Origin of the sequence: Chromobacterium sp. S0633 (assembly GCF_024158805.1) — a bacterium.
Taxonomy (GTDB): domain Bacteria; phylum Pseudomonadota; class Gammaproteobacteria; order Burkholderiales; family Chromobacteriaceae; genus Chromobacterium.
This window is the reverse complement of sequence record NZ_JAMZGH010000008.1, coordinates 1-21,429: the sequence shown is the minus strand read 5'-3', so window position 1 is coordinate 21,429 and position 21,429 is coordinate 1. Positions and strand designations below refer to the sequence as shown.

Annotated in this window: 18 protein-coding genes; 5 read left to right on the top strand and 13 right to left on the bottom strand. The window is 65.6% G+C overall.

Annotation, left to right across the window (positions count from 1 at the left end; all coding sequences use genetic code 11):
• The first annotated feature begins 25 nt into the window (after positions 1 to 25).
• Both NK214_RS07820 and NK214_RS07815 read left to right on the top strand, forming a co-directional pair.
• Positions 26 to 940: a LysR family transcriptional regulator gene (locus NK214_RS07820; RefSeq protein ID WP_107800809.1), complete on the top strand. Its 915-nt coding sequence runs from the start codon at positions 26 to 28 to the stop codon at positions 938 to 940.
• Positions 941 to 1,872: 932 nt separating this feature from the next.
• Entirely contained in the window at positions 1,873 to 2,322 is a 450-nt protein-coding gene (locus tag NK214_RS07815; protein ID WP_253314159.1) for a hypothetical protein, read from the top strand.
• Between the two features lie 370 nt (positions 2,323 to 2,692).
• Here NK214_RS07815 and NK214_RS07810 read toward each other — a convergent pair whose 3' ends face one another.
• Positions 2,693 to 3,598 carry a LysR family transcriptional regulator gene (locus NK214_RS07810; RefSeq protein WP_107801872.1) on the bottom strand — a complete coding sequence of 302 codons (906 nt, stop codon included), beginning with the start codon at positions 3,596 to 3,598 and terminating at the stop codon, positions 2,693 to 2,695.
• Between the two features lie 267 nt (positions 3,599 to 3,865).
• Here NK214_RS07810 and NK214_RS07805 point away from each other — a divergent pair, with 267 nt between their 5' ends.
• The 3 genes from NK214_RS07805 to NK214_RS07795 all read left to right on the top strand — a co-directional run bounded on the left by NK214_RS07805 (position 3,866) and on the right by NK214_RS07795 (position 8,514).
• Positions 3,866 to 4,879, top strand: coding sequence for a zinc-binding alcohol dehydrogenase family protein (locus tag NK214_RS07805; protein ID WP_253314158.1), 1,014 nt, complete (start codon positions 3,866 to 3,868; stop codon positions 4,877 to 4,879).
• 577 nt (positions 4,880 to 5,456) lie between these two features.
• The gene (locus tag NK214_RS07800) at positions 5,457 to 6,149 is read left to right on the top strand and encodes a response regulator transcription factor (RefSeq protein ID WP_227105374.1); all 693 of its coding nucleotides are present in this window, start codon (positions 5,457 to 5,459) and stop codon (positions 6,147 to 6,149) included.
• Between the two features lie 4 nt (positions 6,150 to 6,153).
• Positions 6,154 to 8,514: an ATP-binding protein gene (locus NK214_RS07795; protein ID WP_253314157.1), complete on the top strand. Its 2,361-nt coding sequence runs from the start codon at positions 6,154 to 6,156 to the stop codon at positions 8,512 to 8,514.
• Here NK214_RS07795 and NK214_RS07790 read toward each other — a convergent pair.
• The 12 genes from NK214_RS07790 to NK214_RS07735 all read right to left on the bottom strand — a co-directional run.
• On the bottom strand, positions 8,466 to 8,762 hold the full coding sequence (locus NK214_RS07790; protein ID WP_227105378.1) for an acyl carrier protein: 297 nt from the start codon (positions 8,760 to 8,762) through the stop codon (positions 8,466 to 8,468). The two genes, NK214_RS07795 and NK214_RS07790, sit on opposite strands and share 49 nt — an antisense overlap.
• Positions 8,746 to 11,904 carry a hypothetical protein gene (locus tag NK214_RS07785; RefSeq protein WP_253314156.1) on the bottom strand — a complete coding sequence of 1,053 codons (3,159 nt, stop codon included), beginning with the start codon at positions 11,902 to 11,904 and terminating at the stop codon, positions 8,746 to 8,748. The genes NK214_RS07790 and NK214_RS07785 overlap by 17 nt, the downstream gene beginning before the upstream one ends.
• A gap of 229 nt (positions 11,905 to 12,133) precedes the next feature.
• Positions 12,134 to 13,321 carry a type III secretion system needle tip protein SctA gene (gene sctA / locus NK214_RS07780; protein WP_227105380.1) on the bottom strand — a complete coding sequence of 396 codons (1,188 nt, stop codon included), beginning with the start codon at positions 13,319 to 13,321 and terminating at the stop codon, positions 12,134 to 12,136.
• Positions 13,322 to 13,461: 140 nt separating this feature from the next.
• Entirely contained in the window at positions 13,462 to 14,718 is a 1,257-nt protein-coding gene (locus NK214_RS07775) for an IpaC/SipC family type III secretion system effector (protein WP_253314155.1), read from the bottom strand.
• 16 nt (positions 14,719 to 14,734) lie between these two features.
• A complete protein-coding gene (locus NK214_RS07770) occupies positions 14,735 to 16,480 on the bottom strand; it encodes a type III secretion system needle tip complex protein (protein ID WP_235086044.1) in 1,746 nt (581 codons plus the stop codon).
• The gene (gene sicA / locus NK214_RS07765) at positions 16,477 to 16,980 is read right to left on the bottom strand and encodes a type III secretion system translocator chaperone SicA (protein ID WP_019103389.1); all 504 of its coding nucleotides are present in this window, start codon (positions 16,978 to 16,980) and stop codon (positions 16,477 to 16,479) included. The genes NK214_RS07770 and sicA overlap by 4 nt, the downstream gene beginning before the upstream one ends.
• Positions 16,981 to 17,246: 266 nt before the next feature.
• Positions 17,247 to 18,389, bottom strand: coding sequence for an EscU/YscU/HrcU family type III secretion system export apparatus switch protein (locus NK214_RS07760; RefSeq protein WP_255701193.1), 1,143 nt, complete (start codon positions 18,387 to 18,389; stop codon positions 17,247 to 17,249).
• Between the two features lies 1 nt (position 18,390).
• Complete coding sequence (gene sctT, locus NK214_RS07755) at positions 18,391 to 19,167, bottom strand: type III secretion system export apparatus subunit SctT (RefSeq protein ID WP_235086041.1); 777 nt, start codon at positions 19,165 to 19,167, stop codon at positions 18,391 to 18,393.
• A gap of 5 nt (positions 19,168 to 19,172) precedes the next feature.
• Positions 19,173 to 19,433 carry an EscS/YscS/HrcS family type III secretion system export apparatus protein gene (locus NK214_RS07750; RefSeq protein ID WP_019104573.1) on the bottom strand — a complete coding sequence of 87 codons (261 nt, stop codon included), beginning with the start codon at positions 19,431 to 19,433 and terminating at the stop codon, positions 19,173 to 19,175.
• A gap of 138 nt (positions 19,434 to 19,571) precedes the next feature.
• Positions 19,572 to 20,231, bottom strand: coding sequence for an EscR/YscR/HrcR family type III secretion system export apparatus protein (locus NK214_RS07745; protein WP_107798946.1), 660 nt, complete (start codon positions 20,229 to 20,231; stop codon positions 19,572 to 19,574).
• Positions 20,221 to 21,114: a YscQ/HrcQ family type III secretion apparatus protein gene (locus NK214_RS07740; RefSeq protein ID WP_253314154.1), complete on the bottom strand. Its 894-nt coding sequence runs from the start codon at positions 21,112 to 21,114 to the stop codon at positions 20,221 to 20,223. The genes NK214_RS07745 and NK214_RS07740 overlap by 11 nt, the downstream gene beginning before the upstream one ends.
• The coding region (locus tag NK214_RS07735; RefSeq protein ID WP_305883546.1) for a type III secretion system needle length determinant, SpaN/EivJ family at positions 21,114 to 21,429 on the bottom strand (316 nt) is incomplete at its 5' end. The genes NK214_RS07735 and NK214_RS07740, both read right to left, overlap by 1 nt.

Sequence of the window (21,429 nt, the reverse complement as noted above, 5' to 3'; positions counted from 1 at the left end):
GTTAGTTGCATGAATCGAGCGAATCATGGATAGGATCACCGCGGCGCAAGTGTTTGTGACCATTACCGAACGCGGCAGCCTGGTGGCCGCGGCGGATACGCTGGACATGTCGCGGGCGATGATCACCCGCTATCTGGCGGAAATGGAGGAATGGGCCGGCACCCGGCTGCTGCACCGCACCACCCGGCGGCTGAGCCTGACTCCGGCCGGTGAGGAGACGCTGGCGCGTTGCCGGCAGATGTTGGAAATCGCCGGGCAGATGCCGGCGGCCAACAGCGCGGACCCCGGTCAGCCGCAGGGCCTGCTGCGCATCAGCTGCGCGCAGTCTCTGGCTCAGGACGCGCTGGCGGCGGCGGTGACCGAGTTTCTGCGCCGCTATCCGCAAACCGCCATCGATCTGCAGATCAGCAACCGCGCGGTCAATCTGGTGGAAGAAAGAATCGATCTGGCCATCCGCATCACCAATGCGCTGGACCCCAGTCTGATCGCGCGGCCGCTTGCCAGTTGCGCGTCGGTGATCTGCGCCTCTCCCGCCTATCTGGCCGCCCACGGCGCACCCAAGCGGCTGGAGGATTTGTCTCTGCACAACTGTCTGACCTATTCCTATTTCGGCAAGAGCTTGTGGCGTTTCCAGCGTCACGGCGAGCAGTTGGCGGTGCCGGTCAGCGGCAATCTGAGCGCCAATGAGTCCATGGTCTTGTTGTCCGCCACCGCGGCCGGCGCGGGCATCGCCTTGCAGCCCTTGTATTCCGCCGCGCCGCTGATCGCCAGCGGTCAGTTGGTGGCTTTGTTGCCGGAGTACCAGCCGCAGGAGTTGGGCATTTACGGTATTTACGCTTCGCGCCGGCAGATGCCGGCCACCTTGCGGGCGATGCTGGATTTTCTGGTGGAGCGTTTCGCCAGCGATCCGGCCTGGCAGGCGCGTACCGCTGGCGGCTGAGTGGGGGACTGTGAACGCTTCGCTGAGCCGAATATGGCAGGTGCAGCGTTTTTTAATGATTAATCTGTTGAATCCGCTACGCGGATATTGATTTAGGTGCCGCTTTCCGCGCGGCAAACGGGGAGGGGGCGGGCCGCCGCCCCCTTCCAGCCCCCCCTCGTCCCCCAGGACGCGAAACCCGGAGCGCGCCCCGAGGGGACACTTGGGCGCTACACAAGGTGGTCTTTTTGAATATAGAGAGGTGGTTTAGCGAAGTGGGTCATTTCTGTGAATAACTTGACCTCATTGCTCTTGTCTGTGGATAAGCCTAGCTCCCTAAAAGAAAGCATGTATCCGACGCGCCCCTGGTCCCTTCAAGCCTGCCGCCGGGTGGCAGGCCCGAGGTTTTAAGCGGCTGCCCTGTTTGAGCGATTTGACGTTAGCAAATCGCGAGTTCAGCCGCGCCTCGGGCCTGACGGGACCCGGCGGGAAGCCGTAGGCCAGGCTTGCAGGGCGGCCTTTGGGGTGTCTACGTGCGAATCTTTGATTCGCTCAGTGATAGGGAATTTGGCCGAGTTGTTCCCCTTCCTGCCCGCCGGGCAGCCCCGGTAATGAAAATCATCATCCGCGCAGCGGATTCAAAACCCACCCACCTAGCCAAAGCAACCGCCCCACCTTGACCCCACCCGCCCCCTCGGCAACAATCCCCACGTTGCCGCCCACACGCGGCACACGGGATTGGCGTCCCGTCGCTAGCATTACCCCCAGGCCTACGCAGCGTGCTGCGTGGGCTGCTTTGCCATGGCAGTGCCATTCGGCAGGTGCGTGGGAGGAGAGTGCCATGCACTCGCCGGTTTAATGCTAGCCCGGTACGCCAATCCGCTCACGCGCCTGCCAATACCTCAGCCTCACCCGGCAGGTGGTTTATCTTGTGTCACAGCAGGAGAAACACCATGCAACACGCTCAAACCTTCCCCCGTCGTCGTCGCTACAAACTGCACTCGCTGGAACAGCAAGAAGCCTTGCTTCCCTTTGTTCGCTTCTGCCCCGGCCGCACCTATCGGCATTACTGGCAAATGCCCACGCCCAGCAAGGATCTCCTCGCCGACCACGCCTATGGCCGCGAATGCGCGGCCCACCTGCTGCAATGGCTGAAGGACAACCGCGAGTACGTCGGCAAGGGCCTGCTCAGCCGCGTCGCGCGCGACATCGATTTTGACGACCGCGCCGGTCGCGGCCAGTGGATGGGCTTTTTCAACTATCTGGAAATCATGATGCTGCTGGGGGCCGACCGGGTCCGGGTTTACCGCCATGTAGACAGCCAACACCAGATCTACCTGGCGCTGGGACAGCGCTTCAGCCTGGAGGCGCGCTTCCGCCGCATCCGCCTGCGAAACCGCTAAGCGTCTTGCGGTGGGTATCGCTGCGCTTCACCCACCCTACGGCGGATGGTTTGGTCGGGGGTATTTGTAGGGTGGGTGGAGCCGAAAGGCGATACCCACCAAAACCCGCCGCCAAGACCCAAGCATCAATCCCATCACGTTTCCGCGTGGGTATCGCTGCGCTCCACCCACCCTACGGTGGACGGTCTTGTAGGGTGGGTGGAGCCGATAGGCGATACCCACCAAAGCCCGCCGCCAAGACCCAAGCATCAATCCCATCGCGTTTCCGCGTGGGTATCGCTGCGCTCCACCCACCCTACGGTGGACGATCTTGTAGGGTGGGTGGAGCCGTAGGCGATACCCACCACACTCCTCCACCGAAAACCAACGCTCAAGGCGCGGCCAGGTAATCCTGCAGGCATGCCTGCAAATGCTCGCGCAGCGCCGCCACCGCCGGCGACAGCATCAGACGATGCGGGATCACCAGACACAGCGGCGTGGCCTCGGTCTGCCAATCTTCCAACAGCGGCAGCAAACGGCCGGCGCGCAGATCGTCCAGCGCGTCCAAACGCGATTTATAGGCGATGCCCAAACCCTCCAGCGCCCAGCGCCGCACCACCTCGCCGTCGTCGCTCTGGCGGCGGCCGTCCACTGTCACCTGCTCCCGCAGCGGACCCTGGCTGAAACTCCAGCGCTCGTGCAAGGCCGCGCCCAACACCAGCCGCAGGCATTGATGGCGGCGCAGTTCCTGCGGTGATTGCGGCCGGCCGTGGCGCGCCAGATAGTCCGGCGACGCGCACAGCACCCGCCGGTTGTCCGGCGCCAGCGGCAGGGCCACCAGGCTGGAGTCTTCCGGCACGCCGTAGCGCAGAGCCACGTCCACCGGCTGCCGGTACAGATCCGCCACCCGGTCGCTGATCCGCAATTGCAGGCGCAGGCCGGCGTGGCGCTCCAGAAAGGCGTCCAGCCAGCCGCGCAGCCGGCTGCGCCCCAGGTCCGACGGCATGGACAGCGACAGCTCCCCGCTCAAAGCCTGACGCTGCAAGGCCAGCGCCTGGCCGCCGGCCTCCACCGCCTCCAGCGCGGCGCGCGCATGGGCCAGGTAGCGCTCTCCGGCCAGGGTCAGCCGCAGGCTGCGGGTGGAGCGCGCCAGCAATTGCGCGCCCACGGTTTTTTCCAGCCGCTTCAGCGCCGCGCTGGCCACCGCCGGGCTCAGATCCAGCTGGCGCGCGGCGGCGGACAGGCTGCCGTTGTCGGCGGCGCGGACGAATACCTGCAAATCTTCGAAACGGACCATGATCGTCAAAATTTTTTTGAAACTGAATCGAATTTTAGCCGGCTTTTCGTTGGGTCGAATAGGAATAGCATAAGCACCATCAAGACCGGGCCTTAGAACCTGTTCAAAGTCTGCTGCGCTTCGGCGATACGGCGTTGAAAACAAGCTCAAAATGCTCATGTACCACGTGTACATTCCGCTTTTTCGCTCGTTTTCGCCTTGTCTCGCTCTTGCTCGCGAGACTTTGAACAGACTCTTATCGGCCCACACGCTATGGAGCATACCAAGATGAAAGCCGTCGCCTATTACCAGAATCTGCCGATCGAGCACCCGGAATCGCTGCAGGACGTGCAGCTGCCCGAGCCCGCCATCGGCGAGCACGACCTGTTGGTGGAGGTCAAAGCCGTTTCAGTGAACCCGGTGGACACCAAGGTGCGCGCCGGCGCGGCGCCGGAAGCCGGCCAGCCCAAGGTGCTGGGCTGGGACGTCGCCGGCGTGGTGCGCGCAGTGGGCGACAAGGTCAGCCTGTTCCAACCCGGCGACAAGGTGTGGTACGCCGGCGCGCTGCACCGCCCCGGCGCCAATAGCGAATTGCACGCGGTGGACGAGCGCATCGTCGGCCGCATGCCGCACAGCCTGGACTTCGAACAGGCCGCCGCCCTGCCGCTGACCGCCATCACCGCCTGGGAACTGTTGTTCGACCGGCTGCAAGTGCTGGACAACCGCGCGCCCAGCGGCCGGAGCCTGCTGGTGGTGGGCGCGGCCGGAGGCGTCGGCTCCATCCTGGTGCAGCTGGCGCGCCAGCTGACCGGGCTGACCGTGATCGCCACCGCCTCGCGGCCGGAAACCCAGGCCTGGGTCAAGGAGCTGGGCGCTCACCATGTGATCGACCACCGCCTCCCGCTGAGCGAGGAGCTCAAGCGCATCGGCTACCCCAGCGTCGATTACGTGGCCAGCCTGAACCAGACCGACGCCCACTTCAAGGAGATCGCCGCCGCCATCGCGCCGCAGGGCAAGCTGGCGCTGATCGACGATCCGGCGGCCCTGGACGTGCGCGAGCTGAAGCGCAAGAGCGTGTCGCTGCACTGGGAGTTCATGTACACCCGTTCGCTGTTCCGCACCGACGATCAGATTGAGCAGCACCGCCTGCTGAACCGGCTGGCCGAGCTGGTGGACGCCGGCCTGATCCGCAGCACGGTGGCCGAGCGCTTCGGCCGCGTCGACGCCGCCAATCTGAAACGCGCCCACGCCTTGCTGGAGAGCAACCGGGCCAAGGGCAAGATCGTGCTCTCGGGTTTCTAAGAACCGGTTTGCGATCCGCTGCGCGTCGTGAAGCGTTGCACGGTGAGGACGAGCTCAAAATGCCCATGTACCACAAGTACATTCCGCTTTTTCGCTCGTTTTCGCCTTGCCTCGCTCTCGCTCGCGAGAGCGTAAACGCCTTCTAAGAACCGATACACGCCATCGCGCCGGCGGCGGCGCCTCGCCGCCGGCCTCATGCCAGCGCGCTAAGCGTCGCCGTCCGTCGCCGAAATCGCTTCACAAGGCGCAGCCGGCGCGGAATAATGGCCTGCTGGCTGTCTTTAACAATCCGGGGAACGAGATCACGAATGCGCACGCTTTCGCCTCCGGCCCCGCCGCAGGCGACGCCGGCCGCGCAGCAGCGCCTGGCCCGTCCCGCCATTCCACCCTCCGTTCCCTCAGCCGGCCAGACCGGCGGCGCAAGCGCTCCCTGCCGCCAAACCTTTGCGTAATGGCCTATACCAAGCCTGAGGCCGAAGCGAAACCGGAGCCGCCGCCCGCGCAACAGAATACACAGGTTCAGAGACATAACCATGGCGCAAGGCGCAGCCGCGCCGCCATCTGTTGGGATACTCATATGCCTGATGCCAAATCATTGCGGAGCCAGCCGATACAGATCACCTTGCTGGACGATCACCTGATGGTGCTGAACAGCCTGGCCGGCCTCCTGGCCGATGAAACCGACTTGAACGTAACCGGACAGTTCACCAGCAGCGCGCCGCTGATTCAGCATCTGAAGCAGCACGACGGCGTCGACGTCGTGGTCACCGACTACGCGCTCAGCCCCGGCGACATCGACGGTTTCAGCCTGATCCGCGGCCTGCGCCGGCGCTTCGCCCGCGTGCGCATCCTGGTGATGTCGGCCTATTACACCCCGGCCACGGTGGCGCTGGCGCTGCGCTGCGGCGCTCACGGCTTCATCGGCAAGGAGCAGAGCCTGGACGAACTGGTGGCCGCCATCCGCCTGCTGGCCGACGGCCACAGCTATCTGAGCCCGGACATGAGCGCCGCGCTGAACGAAAGCTGCGCCAACCTGCCGGCGCCGCAAAAAGCCATGTTGCGCAGCTTGCTGGACCATCCGGAACTGTCCCCGCGCGAACGCGAGGTGCTGCGCTGCTGCCTGGACGGCATGACGGTCAGCGATATCGCCGTCAAGTTCTCGCGCAGCATCAAGACCATCAGCAATCAGAAGCAGTCCGCGCTGAAAAAGCTGGGCCTGCGCAGCGACAACGAGCTGTTCCAGCTGCAAAGCCGGCTGGCCAGCCACTGACGCCATGCGCGCGCGCTCCTTTCTGCTCTCCTGTCTGCTGCCGGCCTTCTGCCTGTCCGGTCTGAGCCACGCCGGCTTCAAGCCGGCGGAACGCGCCTGGCTGGCCAAGCACCCGGTGGTACGCTACGCGATAGACCCCCACGGCTGGCCTATCGAATACATGGAGGACGGCGAGCACCGCGGCCTGACCCAGGCTTATCTGAACCGCATTTCCGAGATCAGCGGCCTGCGCTTCGAGCTGGTGCCGGTGGCCAACCGCCAGCAGGCGGTGGACATGATGCTGAGCGGCCGCATCGATCTGCTCACCGCGCTGTCCTCCGGCCTGATTCCGCCGGAGGTGGGCCGGCGCATCCGCTTCAGCGACCCCTATTTTTCCGGCAGCACCGTGCTGGTCACCCAGCCGGACAAGCCCATCGTGTTCAACACCTCCAAGCTGGCCAACAAGACCATCGCGGTGGAAAGCGGCGACCCTTACGAATACTTCCTGCGCGAAAACTTTCCCGCGGTGGACATCGTGGCCACGCCCACGCCGCTGGCGGCGCTGGACGCGGTGGCGGACGGCAAGGCCTACGCCGCGGTGGGGCTGGACGCGGTGATGCAGTCCGTGATCCGCCGCCGTTATTACGGCTCGCTGCGCATCGCCGGCAGCGTCAGCGAAATGCCCAGACTGGTGTCGATGGCGGTGAACAAGGACCAGCCGCAACTGCTGTCCATCATCAACGGCTCGCTGGCGCGGCTGACCGCGGACGACACCCAGCACATGCTGGAAGACTGGTTGCAGACCACCGACTACGGCGCGCCGTCCTGGCGCTCCATCGCCCGTTATTACGCGCTGGAGCTGTCCGGCGTCGGCCTGGTGCTGCTCTTGCTGCTGCTGTTCGCCCAGCGCGCCCACGCCGCACGCCGCGCCGCCCAGCGCAGCGAGGCGGAAAAATCCACCTTTCTGGCGGTGATGAGCCATGAAATCCGCACGCCGATGAACGCGGTGCTGGCCTCGGTGGAGCTGCTGCGCCAGGCCGAGCTGCCGCCGCGCGAACGCGAGCTGGCGGCGCTGGCCAACGCCTCGGCGGTGAATTTGCTGGAGCTGCTGGACAATGTGCTGGACGTGTCCAAGCTCAACGCCAGGCGGCTGCGGCTGGAGCCGCTGGCCACCGACGCGGCGGCGCTGTCCAGCGGCGTGGCGGCGATCTACCGCGCCTGCGCGGAAAAGAAAGGGCTGGAACTGCGGCTGGAGCTGCTTGGCCTGTGCGGCCGCCTGCTGGTGCTGGACCCGGTGCGCCTGCGCCAGATCCTGAGCAATCTGCTCAGCAACGCGGTCAAGTTCACCCGCCAGGGCGAGGTGTGTCTGCGATTGGAACTACAGGAAATAGAGGAAGAGCGGGCGCTGCTCTGCGTCCAGGTCAGCGACACCGGCATCGGCATCGCGCCGGAACAGCAGGCCCGCTTGTTTCACGAATACGCGCAGGCGGACCATACCCAGCAACGCTACGGCGGCACCGGGCTGGGCTTGTTGATCTGCCGGCAACTGGTGGAGCTGATGTCCGGCCGCATCGCGCTGGACAGCCAGCCGGAACAAGGCACCACGGTGACCTTGTGGCTGCCGGTGCGCCATGCGCCGGCCGAGCCGGCAGCGGCCGCCGAGCCGGACGTCGCCAGCCCGCCGGCCGCCCTCAAGGAAGCCTGCGATCCCATCCTGGTGGTGGAGGACCAGCCGGCCAATCGCTTCATCATCGCCCAGCAGCTGCTGCAACTGGGCTACCGCGCGGTGACGGCGGACAACGGCGCCGCCGCGCTGGGCTTGCTGGATCAGGGCCAGCGCTTCGCCATGGCGCTGCTGGACTGCAATCTGCCCGGCATCAGCGGCTATCAACTGGCGCTGCGGCTGCGCCGCCACCCGGCCTTGCAGTGGCAGCCCTATCTGCCCATCATCGCCATCTCGGCCACCACCGGCATAGAACACCAGCAGCGTTGCCTGGACAGCGGCATAGACAGCTGCCTGACCAAGCCCTTGCGGCTGGCCCAGCTGGAACAGATCATGACGCTGTGGCTGGATCACCGCCCCGGCCCGGCGCCGGCCGCGCCGGTCCCGCCCGACGGCGAGCTGACGCAGTTGCTAAGCCACAGCTGCGACGCCGACGCCGCCGCCTTGCGCCAGGCCTTGCTGGCGCGGGACTGGCCGCAGGCGGAACACTACGCGCACCGCCTGCACGGCGTGGCGCTCAGCGCCGGCCTGCCGCGCCTGCCGGCGCTGGCGGCGGACATGCAGACCGCGCTGCGCCAGCCGCAGCCGGACGCCGCCCGGCTGCAAGACCTGCTTCAGGCGCTGGAGGCGGCGCTGCCGCAAGCGGAGCCGAGCGGCGACTGAGCGAGGCGCCCCGCCAGCTGCCGCTCCACCACCTGGCAGACATGGGCCACGGTCTTGATGTCGACGATGTCGTCGACTCCGATCTCGATGCCGAACTCATCGTTCAGCAAGAGCACCATGTCCAGCAGCTCCATCGAGTCCGCGTACAACTCGTCCACCAGCCGCGCCTGCGGCTGCAGCTTGGACTCCTCCACCGATAAACAGCAGGCCATCACCGCCACCACTTGTTGCTCAAGACTGATTGCCACGGTTGCGCTCCCGGATGCGGTTGGGATCGAGATGCAGGCCGTCGGTGGTCAGGGTGACGCCCGAAGACGAGCTCAAGGCTTCGCCGCGCCGCGCCTCCGCGGCCGCGTCTATGCTCAGCCCGCTGAGCAACGCCGTGACCAGCGGGTTGGCCGGCTTGCCGCGCGGCAATAGATTGGCCTCGCGGATCAAGGTGCGCGCGAAGCTGCTCAGCGCCTGGCGCTGTCGCTCCAAACCCGGATGCTCGGCCAGCACTTGCCGCAACTGCGCGGCATCGTCGCCCAGCGTGCCCGCCTTGCCGTCGGCGAAGTCCTTCAGCACGCCGCTCTGCTGGGTGCTGTTGCCCGGCAACACGCGGTTGCGCAACGCTTCAAACTCGCGTCGTTGCGCGAAGGGCTGCGTCGCGTCGGGCTCCAAGGCGCCGCGCACCGCGCGGATCAGCTCGCTGCCGGCGTCGAGCGCGAAAGCGCGGCTACGCAGATAAGCCTGGGTCGGCAGCGTGTACAGGTTGCCGTCGCGGAACTTGAGCCCGCCGAAGCCTCCGGCCCCTTCAGCCGCCTGAGCCGCGTCCGCCGTCGGCGCGCGGCCAAGCTGAGACGCTTGTCCATTGGCCTCCGGTTCGCCGGCCGCGCTCTGGCCGGCGGCGGCGTTCAAGACTTGGGATAAGCCATCCGCCACCTGTCGCGCGGCCTGATGCAGACTCGAGCCGGCATCGGCGGCCGGCGCGTCTCCGGCCGACAAGCGAACCGCTTGGTCCAACGGCGTGCTGGCCGCTTGCTGGATATCGACGCGTTCGGCCCGCAACTCGCCTTCCACGCGCCGGCCGGCCGCGGTGTCCAGCACCTGGGACAAGCCGTCGGCTACCTCGCGCGCGGCCTGATGCAGACGAGCGCCGGCATCCGCCGCCGGCGTGTTGCGCGGCTGAAGACCCAAGCCGCTCAGAAACTCGCCCAACAAGGGATTGGCGCGTCCGCCCGGCGGCAGCAAATTGGTTTCCCGGATCAGGGTTTGCGCAAAACCGCCCAGCGCCTGGCGCTGACGCTCCAGGCCGGGGTGCTCGGCCAGCACCCCGCCCAGCCGGCGCGCGTCGGCGGCCAGCGTTTCCGGCGCGCCGTCGGCGAATTGCTGCAGCAAATCGTCCTGCTGCGCGCGGCCGCTGGGCAACATCCGGTTGCGCAAGGCTTCGAACTCGCGCCGTTGCGCGAAGGGCTGCGCCGCGTCGGGCTCCAGCGCGTCGCGCAGCGCCTTGATCAGCTCCCGGCCGGCGGCATGGCCGTCCAAGGTCGAATGGAAGATCTGGCTGCGCAGATAGGCCTGGCTAGGCAGATTGCGTAGCGGGCCGCCGCGGAAGGCCAGCTCGGCGAACTCCCCGCCTAGGCTGGCGGTTTGCGGCTGGGCTGCCGCGTCGAGCCGCGCCTGACGCGCCGTCGCCTCCAGCTTGCCCGCTTGCGCCGCGCCGGGAATGGGCGTCGCCAGCGTTTCCTCGCCCAAGGCCGTGTTCATCAGCTCGGACATGGCCGTCGACACCTGGCTGGCCGCGTCGCGCAAAGCCTGGCCGGCATCGGTCTGCGTGCCCTGTTCCACGCCGGACGGCACGCCGCCGAGAGTCGCGGACTGCGGCGTGGCCGGCTGGCTGAGCCGCGCCTGACGCGCCGTCGCCTCCAGCTTGCCCGCCTGCGCCGCGCCGGGCGTGGGCGCCGTCAGCGTTTCCTCGCCCAGCGCCGTGCCCATCAGCTCGGACATCGCCTCCATCACCTGGCTGGCCGCGTGATGCAAAGTCTGGCCGCCATCGGTCTGCGTGCCCTGCTCCACGCCGGACGGCGCGCCTCCCAGGATTGCGGATTGCGATGCGGCCGGCTGGCTGATCCGCGCCTGACGCGCGGTCGCTTCCAGCTTGCCGGCTTGCGCCGCGCCGGGCGTGGGCGCCGTCAGCGTTTCCTCGCCCAGCGCCGTGTTCATCAGCTCGGACAAGGCGCCCGTTACCTGGCTGGCCGCGTTCAGCAAGGGATGACGCGTTTCCGACACGGTGGCCTGCTGCGGCTTGGGCAAGTCCTGGCTGCGGGCGACTTGCGGCGCCGGCATGCGCAAGGACGTCACCAGGCGCGAGGGCGCTCCGCCTTGATGGCGGTTGCCCTTGTTCACATCGCCCAGATACATGTCGCCGCGCTTGTCCCAACGCCGGTTGTCCTGACGATTGTCCTGACGATTATCGTTATTGGTGGTGTAGTAGTTATTCACCACCATCGGCTGCTGCGCGCCCCCCGGCTCGGTCGGGCCTGGTTGAGGGCCCGGGCCGGGATCGGGCTGATCGGCGCGGACCGGCTCCGGCCGTTCCGGGTCTTTCGGGCCCTGGCCCAAGCCCTCCAGCAGGCTGCGCAGCAATTGCGGCAGGATGGCGACAGTGTCAAGGTCGCGCGCCAGCGTGCCCACGCTGACGCCGCGCTGCTCTATCAACTCGCCGCGCCGCTGCCGCAGTTCTTCAAAAGCCTTCATCGCCGCGCTGTCCACCAGTTCGGTCAGACGCTGGCAGGTGCTCTCGTCCAGCTGACGCCCCAAGTGGGACTCGACGCGGGACAGGATGAAAGGCACCACCTCGCGACGCATGAAGTCATTGCCCAGCTGCAACACGCCGCCCGGACATTGACGCTCCATCATGGCGGCCAGCTTGTGCTCCAGCTTGCTGCGCTGCTGATAGTGCTTGTCGGTTCTCGGCGTCCACGGGCCAAAAGCGGATTTTTCGCCCAGGCCGTCCTTCAATATCTTGTCGGTGTACTGCTGCGCCAGCCCGTCCAGCGTTTGGCGCGCCTGTTCGCTCAGGCCCTCCTGCCGGCTCAACTGGCTGTAGACCTTGGCGAATTCGGCGATTTCCAGCTTGGCGTAGCGGTTGGGCGACTCCTGATACAGCTCGCCCAGACGCTGAGACTGCGACGAGGCGGCGAACAAGGCCGCCACGCTGTCGCGGCTGTAGTCCGCCTTGTAGCTGGCCAGATCCGCCAGCGAGTGGCGACGCGGCGGCGCGGCGTCGCTGCTGCGCGCCTCGCTCAGCCGTCGCGCCAAGGCGCTGGCCGGCCGCGCCGGTCCATTCAGCAGCGCGGACAGGTCCGGGCAGGAATGGGCGCGTGATAATCCGGAAAGTCCCGGCATGTTGCTCTCCTAAGAGCCTGTTCACGATCTTGCGAGCAAGAGCGAGACAAGGCGAAAACGAGCGAAAAAGCGGAATGTACTCGTGTACATGAGCATTTTGAGCTTGTTTTTAACGCCGTATCGCCACAGCGCAGCAGTTCATGAACAGGTTCTAAAATGTTGATGACGGTTAACGACAAGCTGAGGACAGGGGCGTCGGCGCGCCCGGCCTCAAGCGTCAAACCGCTGCTTAGCCTTGCAGGAAGGACTTGGCGGTTTCCGTGCAGCTGCTGATGGTACTGCTGAGCACCTTGACCAGGTTGTCGTACAGCGAATTGGCGTTGCTGTATTTCTGGGTCAGCGTCTGCAGGGTGTTTTTCAGGTTTTCTTCCTGCGCCTTGAAACCGGACTGCCAGGCCTGGAATTTGGCGTTGTCCATTTCCACCGCCGAGCCACTGCCCAAGGCGCCAACGTCGCGGATCATGGTGTCGACCGGCGTCATGTCGATCACCACCACCCATTTGCCGTCCGCCGACTTCTGGACGCAGGAATCCGGCAAACCCATCTCCTTGGCCCACTTCCTGGCGTCCTCTTCGCTGCCGCCCTTGATCGGATCCGCCGATTTATCCTGCGAGGGGAAAAGCACCGCCGCTTTCTTGGGCAGGGAGAAATCCGATTTCAGCTTCTGCAGCGCGGCCTTGAGCGCATCGACGTCCAGCTTGACCTTGTTGCCGTCGCCGCCGGGTTTGATCCAGTTCGCCATCTGCGACAGGATGTCGCTGAACGCCTTGTAGAACTCGGTGTACTGGGCCACCACGTTTTCGTACACGCCCAGATAGCCGTCCTTGATGTCGCCGATGGCCTTGCTGATCATTTCCCACAATTCGCGGTCGGAAATCATGTCCTTGGCCGCGCCCGGCGCCGTGTACAACATCGGCGCGGCAAATTCCCGCGCTGTGGGCGGAGCGTCGGCGAACACGTCGGCGATATCCGCCTGCAGCGTCGACTTTTGCTCGGCGGACATCACATAGCCGCTTTGCGCCAAAGCGCCCAGACTGCTTTTGAGTTGCTGAGTATTCAGCGTCTGCATGTCGCGGGCCTGGTCCTGCGCCCGCGTCAACGCGCCGCGCTGGAAATTAAGCCGCTCGGCCGCCGGCTGCTCGCCGCCGGCAATCGCCGCCTGCCAGCGCTGGTCCGCCAGCTTGCTTTCATAGGTGGTCTGCCCTTCGACGGTGCGGCGGGCGGCCTCGTTGGCCTGGCGCAACGCGTCGGCCTTGTTCTGAGCGGTATTGAGCGCGGACAGCTCCGGCCCTTGCGGCGCGGCGGCGCGGGTTTCAACGGCGACGCCGCCGGTATCGGCTCGCGGCGCGGCGGCCGGGGTTTCCGTCGTTTGCGGCAGCGTCAGCGGCAAGGAGGATGTGGTTTGAATGCCGTTCATGGGAATTCCCCTGCATGGCCAGCGCCGAGGCAGGCGCCAAGGCGCTGGCGGAATGAATGGTGTGGAAGGCCGGCCCGACCGGGATGGCCGGGCCGGCGGGCGGCGCCAGGGACGGCGCCGCCCGGTTCCGGGCTAGCGGATCAGGCGCGGATGTTGCCGGCCACAGCCCCCATGGCCGCGCTCTTGGATTGGCTGATGCTGTCCAAGGTGCGCAGCAGCTCCTGGATGAAGCTGTCGGACTTGCGGCTGCTCTCGCGGGTTTCCTCGGAGGCGGTATTGGCCACGCGGCTGGAAGCCTGGCTGATCTGCTGCTCGGACTGCTCCAGCGTGGAGGCGTAGCGGCCAGAGCCGCCGGCGATATTGCTGGCCGCGGACGAGCTGTCCATGATGGCCCGACCGGTGGTTTGCTTGGCCTGAGCCTTGAGCTTGGTGTCGTCCATCGTTTGCTGCTCGATCGAGCTCTTCACCGACAAGTCCTCGCTGGCACTGCCCAAGGCGGTTTCATGCGGCTTGCCCAGGTTCTGGTTGCTGGACTTCAAACCGATCTTGTCACCGGCCATGCCGTCCGCCACGCTGCCTGCGGCGTTGGACTGCGTGCCCGGCTCGCCTGCGCCCAACTTGGCCGCGCCCGGCTGCGACTTCAGGCCCACATGCTTCAGGCTGTCGGGCTCCGTGCCCAGCTTGACCGTGTTCTGACGGTTCAGCGTGGTTTGGATATTGCGACTCTCGTCGCCGGCCTTGGCCAACTTGGGCGCGTTGTTCTTCAATGCGCCGCGTTCGGCGTTGAGGCCGTTCAAGCTCTTCTTGGCTCCGACGCCGGTAATGGCCATCTGGCCCACGCCCTGAGCAATACTGCTGGACAGGTTGGCGATGCCTTCGCGCACCATGGAGGCGGCGGTGGCCTTGGTGGCGTCGAAGCTGACCAGCGACAACTTGGTGCTTAAAGCGTTGTCGGCGGTGCGCAGCGCCGACATCAAGACGATGGCGGCCACCAGCAGCGCCACCCCGCTGGGCGCCATGCCGCTGATGTCGAAGGATTTACCCTGTTCTGCCTGTTCCTTGACCTTGTCGTTCATCAGCTTGTTCACGCCGGATTCGACCTTCTGATACACCGCGCCCAGATCCTGAACAAACTCCGGGTCCTTGGCTTTTTCGCTCAGATAGGCCTTCAGGCCGTCGGTCACCTGCTTGCTCACTTCGGCGGACGGCGGACGCAGTTCCGGCCCGCTCATCACCTCGGCCAGCGCCTTGCCGTCGCGGCCGGCGCTGTTCAGGATGGGCAGGATGTCCTTGATGTCCACCAGCGACTTGGCCGCCAGCGATTTATCGGCCGCGCCGGATTCCGCCGTAGCGGGGAAAAGAGTATGGACGGACGTGGTGTTGATAGTGTTCAGCATGCTATTTTCTCCTGACTCAAGCGTGGCTCTGACGCAGTACGAAGCGGCCGGCTTCAGCGTTCTGCTGCAGCGCGGAAGACATCATCGTGGTCAGTTCCTGAGTAATTTTCTGAGTGTTGGCGAAGGCTTCCACCGCCTGCTTCAGCCATTGCTCGATCTGATCCATCGCGGCGCGCGCCAGGGTGAAGTCGGCCAGCGCGTCGCTGGCGTTCTTCATGAACACGCCCTGCGCCACATTGCCGCCGGCCTGGGTGGTGGCTTGCGCCACTTCCCCGCCCACCACCACGCGGTTGAGGGTGTTGGCCATCAGCTGTTTGGAGGCGGCATCGGTGCGCAGACCCAGGCTGTTGGCCAGGCGCTGGAAGCCCTGGGTCAACATCTTGCTGCCGTTCTTGGCCAGTTCCTTCAGCACATTGGGCACCATCTTCTTGATGGCGTCGCCCATCAGCTTGCTGAGCGCGCCGCCCAGCTTGCTGGCGGCGCCCTTGCCCACCACGGCCACCACCACCATCACCGCGACCATGGCCACCGCGGCCAGCACCGCGCCGATGATGGAGCCGGCCAGCTCGGCGGTCTTCTTGTCCACCCCCATGCTTTCCAGCGCCTTGGTAATGGCTTTGCCTATCAGGTCCATCAAGGGTTTGAGCACCTTGTCCATCAAGGGCTTCAACGCCTCTTCCATGAAAGACACCCCGGTGGTGGCCTTGACCACCTCGTCCGCCACCATCAGCGCGACGCCCACCGCGGCCAGCGCCAGGCTGGCGCCGCCGGTGAATGCTGCGGCCACGACGCTGACCACGGTCAGCAACGCGCCTAGAATCTTGCCAATGCACCCCATGGTGCGATTGAGTTCTTCCGCCTTGCGCACTTCTTCCTGGTACTCGGCGGATTTTTTGTCCATTTCCTTCTGGCGGCCTTCCTGCAAGGCCTGGAACAATGCCAGATCGTTTTTCAGACTTTCTTCGCTGTTCTTGCCCACCAGCTCGACGAACATCGCCATCAACATGGTCAGCTTGGCCACATTGGACAGGTTGTCCTCGCCGGTTTTGCGCGCGACATCGCCGCCCACATTGGCGCCTTGCACCTTGCCGGCCAGATCATCGGCGATCTTGCCCTTTTCCACCGCCACCACGCGGGCCTTTTCCGCCACCTCGAACGCCTTGTCGGCTTTCTGCTTGGCTTGCGCGGCTTCGCCGGAGGCTTGCTGGCTGGCGGCCTGGGCGTCGGCGTAACCCGGATCGTCCGGCGACATGCCGTTCAGCTTGGCCAGGGCCGCATCGGCTTTCTTCTGGGCGGCGTCCGCGGCCTGTTTGGCGCTGTCGTAGTTGCCCACCGCGTCTTTCAACGCCTCGGTGGCTTCGCTCGCCGCCTTGAACGCGTCCTGGAACTCTTTGGACAGTTTCTCGCCCATCGCCACTTGCGCTTCCATCATCGCGCGCCAGGTGGCGATGCGGCTTTCCAGCTGCGACAGCGAGACATTGCCCAGCAAGGACATCAACTGTCCCAGCAGCAGCGTCAGCTTGCCCGCGCCGTCCAGCTCTTCCTTGGCCTTGGCCGTGGGCTGGGTCAGCGGCGGCGTGTTCAAGTCGCTGCGCGGCTTGGCGGCGCCGGCGTCGTCGCTGACGCGCATCGTGAACAGCGCTTGCGCCGACTTCTGCGCGGCGTCGACGAATTTCTCGCTCGCCTGGGTGTTACCCGATAGCGCTTTCGCCAGCTTGGCACTGTCAAGATTGAAGCTTTGACCGATAGTGTTACCGCTCATGCTTGCTCCTTTTCCTGCTGACGGGATTGCTCGGCCTCCGTCTCCTGCAAACTGTCCAGATACACTTGGGCCTTGGCGCGCAGCGACTCGTCGTCGCTTTGTTCGCACACCAGCTCGAAACACTGCCTGGCCTTGGCCGCCTTGCGCATGAACAGCTGGCACTGCCCGGTGAAGAACACCGGCCGGTAGTCGTTCTTGCTCAGGGCGAAGGCCACCGCGTACAGATCAGCGGCCTTCTGGAACTGTTTCTTGAGCTGGCACACGGCGGCCAGCCCCATGATGTAGTCGGGGTTGTAGAAGTCGTAGATGCACAGAAAGCGGAAGAAGGTTTCCGCCTCGTCGAGCCTTCCCTTGTTGTAAAAATCGTAAGCGTGGGCGTACAGGCCTTCCATCATGTCCGGCGGAATGCCGTGCACGTCTTTCAGGGTGGCGCCCGCGCTTACCGCTTCCCAGACCATCTCTGCCAGGCGGTCGTCGCTGACACTGTCTTCAGGGTTCATCAAACTTCTCCTAGTCGCTGTCACCAACCCGGCAGAGCTGGCTAGAGACGACGGTTGTCTTGGGTGTGAAATGACCGTCGTCGCTGTCATTTAACAGCGGTCGGCGGGGGGAAACATTCAGGAATCGCTCATGGCGACGGCGCATCGGCTATCCGGGCGTGTTCAATATGGCCTTGCGGGTTTTGAGGCCGCCGCCGCGCGGGGAAAGATTGGCGTTGCCGGACCTTCCCGGCGGGCGGGAAGGCTCTTGGGCCACGTCTATGCGCTCAGCCTTCCTGGTCGTTTTGTTTATCCACAGAGGCGGGCTTGGTGGCGTTCGCGTCCTTCCCCTGTTGCTCCGCCGCTAGCCTCGATGGCTCCGGCTCCGGCTCCGACGCCTGCGCTCCGGCGTTTTCCACCTGCTCCAGCCACATCAGCAAGCGCAGCACTTCCTCCACCTCGTCCAGGCTGACCAGGGAATAACGGCGGTGGCTGGCGAAAATGCGCCGCGCCAGCGGGATGTCGCGCACCACCGGCACGCCCACTTTTTCCGCATAGGCCCGCACCGCCAGCGCGCGCTGATTGGTCTCCATCACCGAGATGAAGGGGATGGGCAGCAGCTCGGGCTTGAAATAGATGCCGACGGCGATATGGGTGGGGTTGGCCACGATCAGGCGCGAGTTTTCGATGTCGGACTTCACCTGCTCGGACAGGATCTCCATATGCGCCTCGCGGCGGCGAGACTTGATCTCCGGATTGCCCTCCTGCTCCTTCATCTCGCGTTTGACCTCCTGCTTGTCCATCTTCATATCCTTCATGAACAGGAAGTACTCGGCGATGGCGTCCAGCACCAGCACCGCGACGATGCAGCCCAGGCAGGTCAGCACCAGCGCCAGCAGCAGTTCGCGCCAGATCGCCGCCATGCCTATGGGGTCGCCGTTGAGCTGGGCGAACAGCAGGGCCTTGTGCTTGTGCCACAGCACCAGCACCGCCACCACGAAACTGGCCAGGTAAAGCAAGGCCTTCACCGCCTCCTTCACCGTGCGCAGGCTGAACAGCTTCTTGAAGCCGTTGACCGGGTTCAAGGCCTCCAGATTGAGCTTCAAGGCCTCGCTGGCCAGCACGAAGCCGCTTTGCAGCAGGGAGGGCAAGGCGGAGGCGACGATGCACAGCAAGAAGATGGGCAGCAAGAGCTTGATGCCCAGCCAGGCCACCGCCTGGGCGTAGCCCTGCATGTCCTGCTGGAAGCCGCCGGCGATCACCTGGCGGAAAGCGCCCATCAGTTCCACCAGCGAGCCGAAGGACACCAGATAGGCGACGCCGCACAGGGTCAGGCAGGCCACCACCAGGTCGCGGCTCTTGAAGGACTGGCCTTTCTTGGCCGCGTCCTGCAAGCGCTTGCGCGTGGGTTGTTCGGTCTTGTTCGACATCTCAGCGCACCGGCGCGCTCAGCCAGCCGGGCAGCGCCGTCGGCGGGAAGGCCAGCCGCATCACCGTGTCGGGCAACACCGGGCCGAAATACATCAACATGATCAGCAAGGCCGCCGCGCTCTTCACCGTCAGCGACACCGCGAAGGCGTTCATCTGCGGCGCGAAGCGCGACAGCAGGCCCAGCACCACCTCGGACAGCAGCAAGGCCGCCACCACCGGGCTGGCCAGCACCACCGCCTTGCTGATCACCTGATTGAGCAGGCTCAGCGTCGGCTGCAAGGCCGGCGCGCACACGCCCAGCGGGTCGCACAGCTGATAGCTCTGACGGAACAGGTCCAGCATCAGGCTCATGCCGCCGCCTTGCAGATAGACTGCGGCGGCGAACAGATTGAACATATTGGCCAATTCCGAAGTGTCCACGCCGTTGGCCGGGTCTATGCTGCTGCTCAGCGTCGCGCCGCGCTGGTTGTCTATGATGCTGCCCAGCGCGTGGAACACCCAGAACGGCCAGGCCAGCAGGCAGCCCAGCAGCAGGCCCACCGCGGCCTCGCGCGCGATCAGCGCGATAAAGGGCAGCGCCTGAAAAGCCGGCAGCGCCTCCACCGGATGCGGCCACAGCCCCAGCGCCACCAGCATGGTGGCCGAGGTGCGCACCACGCCGCTGAGCACATTGCTGTTCAGGAAGGGCAGGATGAAGAACACCGGCGCCACGCGGGCGAAGCCGAGCGCGGCCGAGGCCACCCAGCCGTGGATTTCGAAGAACAGGCCGAACTGCATCCGCCTCAGCCCCGGGCCAGCGCCATGCGCATCACCTCCCGGCCAAAGCCGAGCAGGGTTTCGCCGTACCAGCCGGACAACAGGAACAGGCACAGGCTGACGCCGAACAGCTTGATGCCGAAGGGCAGCGTCTGTTCCTGCAACTGGGTCACGGTCTGGAACAGGCCCACCAGCAGGCCGATGGCGGTGGCGACGATGATGGGCCAGGCCGACATCAGCAGCACCAGGTACAAGGCCTTGTTGCCGGCGAACACCAGATCATTCATAGCAAAACTCCAAAGTTGAGGCGGGCGGCATGGACAGCGCGGTACTCCGCCCGCTCCATGAAAGCCATTCGCTCCGAGACGCGGAAAGCAAAACCAAACGCAGCGCCATGCCGTGGCGGGACGGTTTGCTCCGCCCGGCTAGGTCGCCAAATCCAGGTACTGCAACACCAAGCCCTTCGACAACAAAGTCCAGCCGTCCAGCGCCACGAACAGCACCAGCTTGATCGGCACCGAAATCGTCACCGGGCTCATCATCATCATCCCCAGCGCCAGCAAGATGCTGGAGATCACCAAATCCACCACCACGAAGGGCAGGTAGAGATAAAAGCCGATCTTGAACGCGCTCTTGATCTCGCTGAGCGCATAGGCCGGCAGCAAGGCGAAGAGGGACGGCTGTTCGTCCTCGGCCGCGTTGCCGGTTTCGCGCTCGGTGCGCTGCGCCTGGGCTTTTTCAAAGAAACTCACCAGTTCCGGATCGGAATACTTCTGCAAATAGCCGCGATAACCGTCCAGGCCGTTTTCGACGAAGTTGCTCACCGATTCCACGCTGTTGAAGCTGACCTGTTCTTCCTGGTAGTGACTGTAGGCCTGCTGCGCGATCGGCAGCATCACGAACATCGACAGCATCAACGCAATGCCGTTGAGCGTCATATTGGACGGCACCTGCTGCAGGCCCAGCGCGTTGCGCACCATCACGAACACGATGGAGAACTTGATGAAGCAAGTCCCGGAAGCGATCAGGAAAGGCAGCAGCGTGGCGAAGGCCAGCAGCGCAATCAGCGAAATATCATTCGACATCGGCGGCTCCGCCCAGCCACTCCGTCACTTCCACCCCCAGATGGCCGGCCAGCTGCACCAGTTCGCCGCGTCCCAGCAGCGCGCCGTTGGCGCGCACTTCCACCCGCCGCTCCACGTCCGCCGGCAGGTTCAACAACTGGCCCCGGCACAAGTCCTGCAGCTCCGTCAGCGTCACCCGCCCGCGGTGCAGCACGAATTCCAGCTCCACCGGCAGCTGTCCCATGTCGCGCGCCGGCGCTTCCTGCTCCGCCGCCTGTTGCGATTCATCCCATTCCATGACGATTCCTTCCTCATACGTTTGATAAGTGCCCAGCGCGCGGTCGTGGCAGCGCACCGCCGCCGCCGGCTCGCGGATTAGCAGCACGTCGCCGCGCGTCACGCCGCGCAACAAGCCCAGGCTGATGCGGCTGTCGCCGATGACGAAGCGCAGCGGCCAGCTCAACAAGGGCGCCGGGTCCGGCGCGTCTCCGGCCTCGAACGCCGGCGCGCGCTCCAGCCACAGCGGCCCCTCGGCGCACATCACCCGCAGCAGCGGCTGGCGCGGCAAGGCGTCGCCCGGCCCCGCCTCGCCCAGGCTCAAGCGCTGGTAGGCCAGCTCCGGCATCGGCGGCGTCAGCGGCCGTTCCGCCGCCGCCAGCCATTGCGCCGCCTGCGCCTCCACCCCGGCGGACAAGGCCAACCGCGCCAGTTCCGGCGCGGCGTTCTCCAGCCAGGCGCGCGCTTGCAGCCAGCCCTGCCAACGCTGGTCCGCATCGGCCACCGACAACCACAAGCCGCCGCGCGGCGGCGTTTCCAGCGTCGCGTCCCAGCCCTGGCGCCGCCAGGCGGCGGCGGCAAGGCTCAAGGCGCGTTCACGCGCGTCGATTTGTCTGAGCGCCAGCATCAGGCGTCCTCCTCCTCATCCCGCTGCGGCTGCTGCCGGCCCTGCTCGCGGCCGTCGTCGCGGGCCATCTGCCATTGCTGCGGATTGCCGGACTGCCATTGCTCGCCCAGCCGCTGTTGCACCAGGCTGTCCGAGGGCTGCAGGCTGAGCACGCCGCCGGGCTGGCTCTGCACGTTCACCGCGTGTTCGCCGCCCCAGCGCTGAAAGCGGTAGGTCAGGCCCGGCTGGGCCGGCTCCGGCGCGCTGGGCGCGGACGGCGTCGGCTGGCTCAAGGCCGGGTCCTGCCGCGGCCGCGCCTGCGGAGCGGCTTCGCGC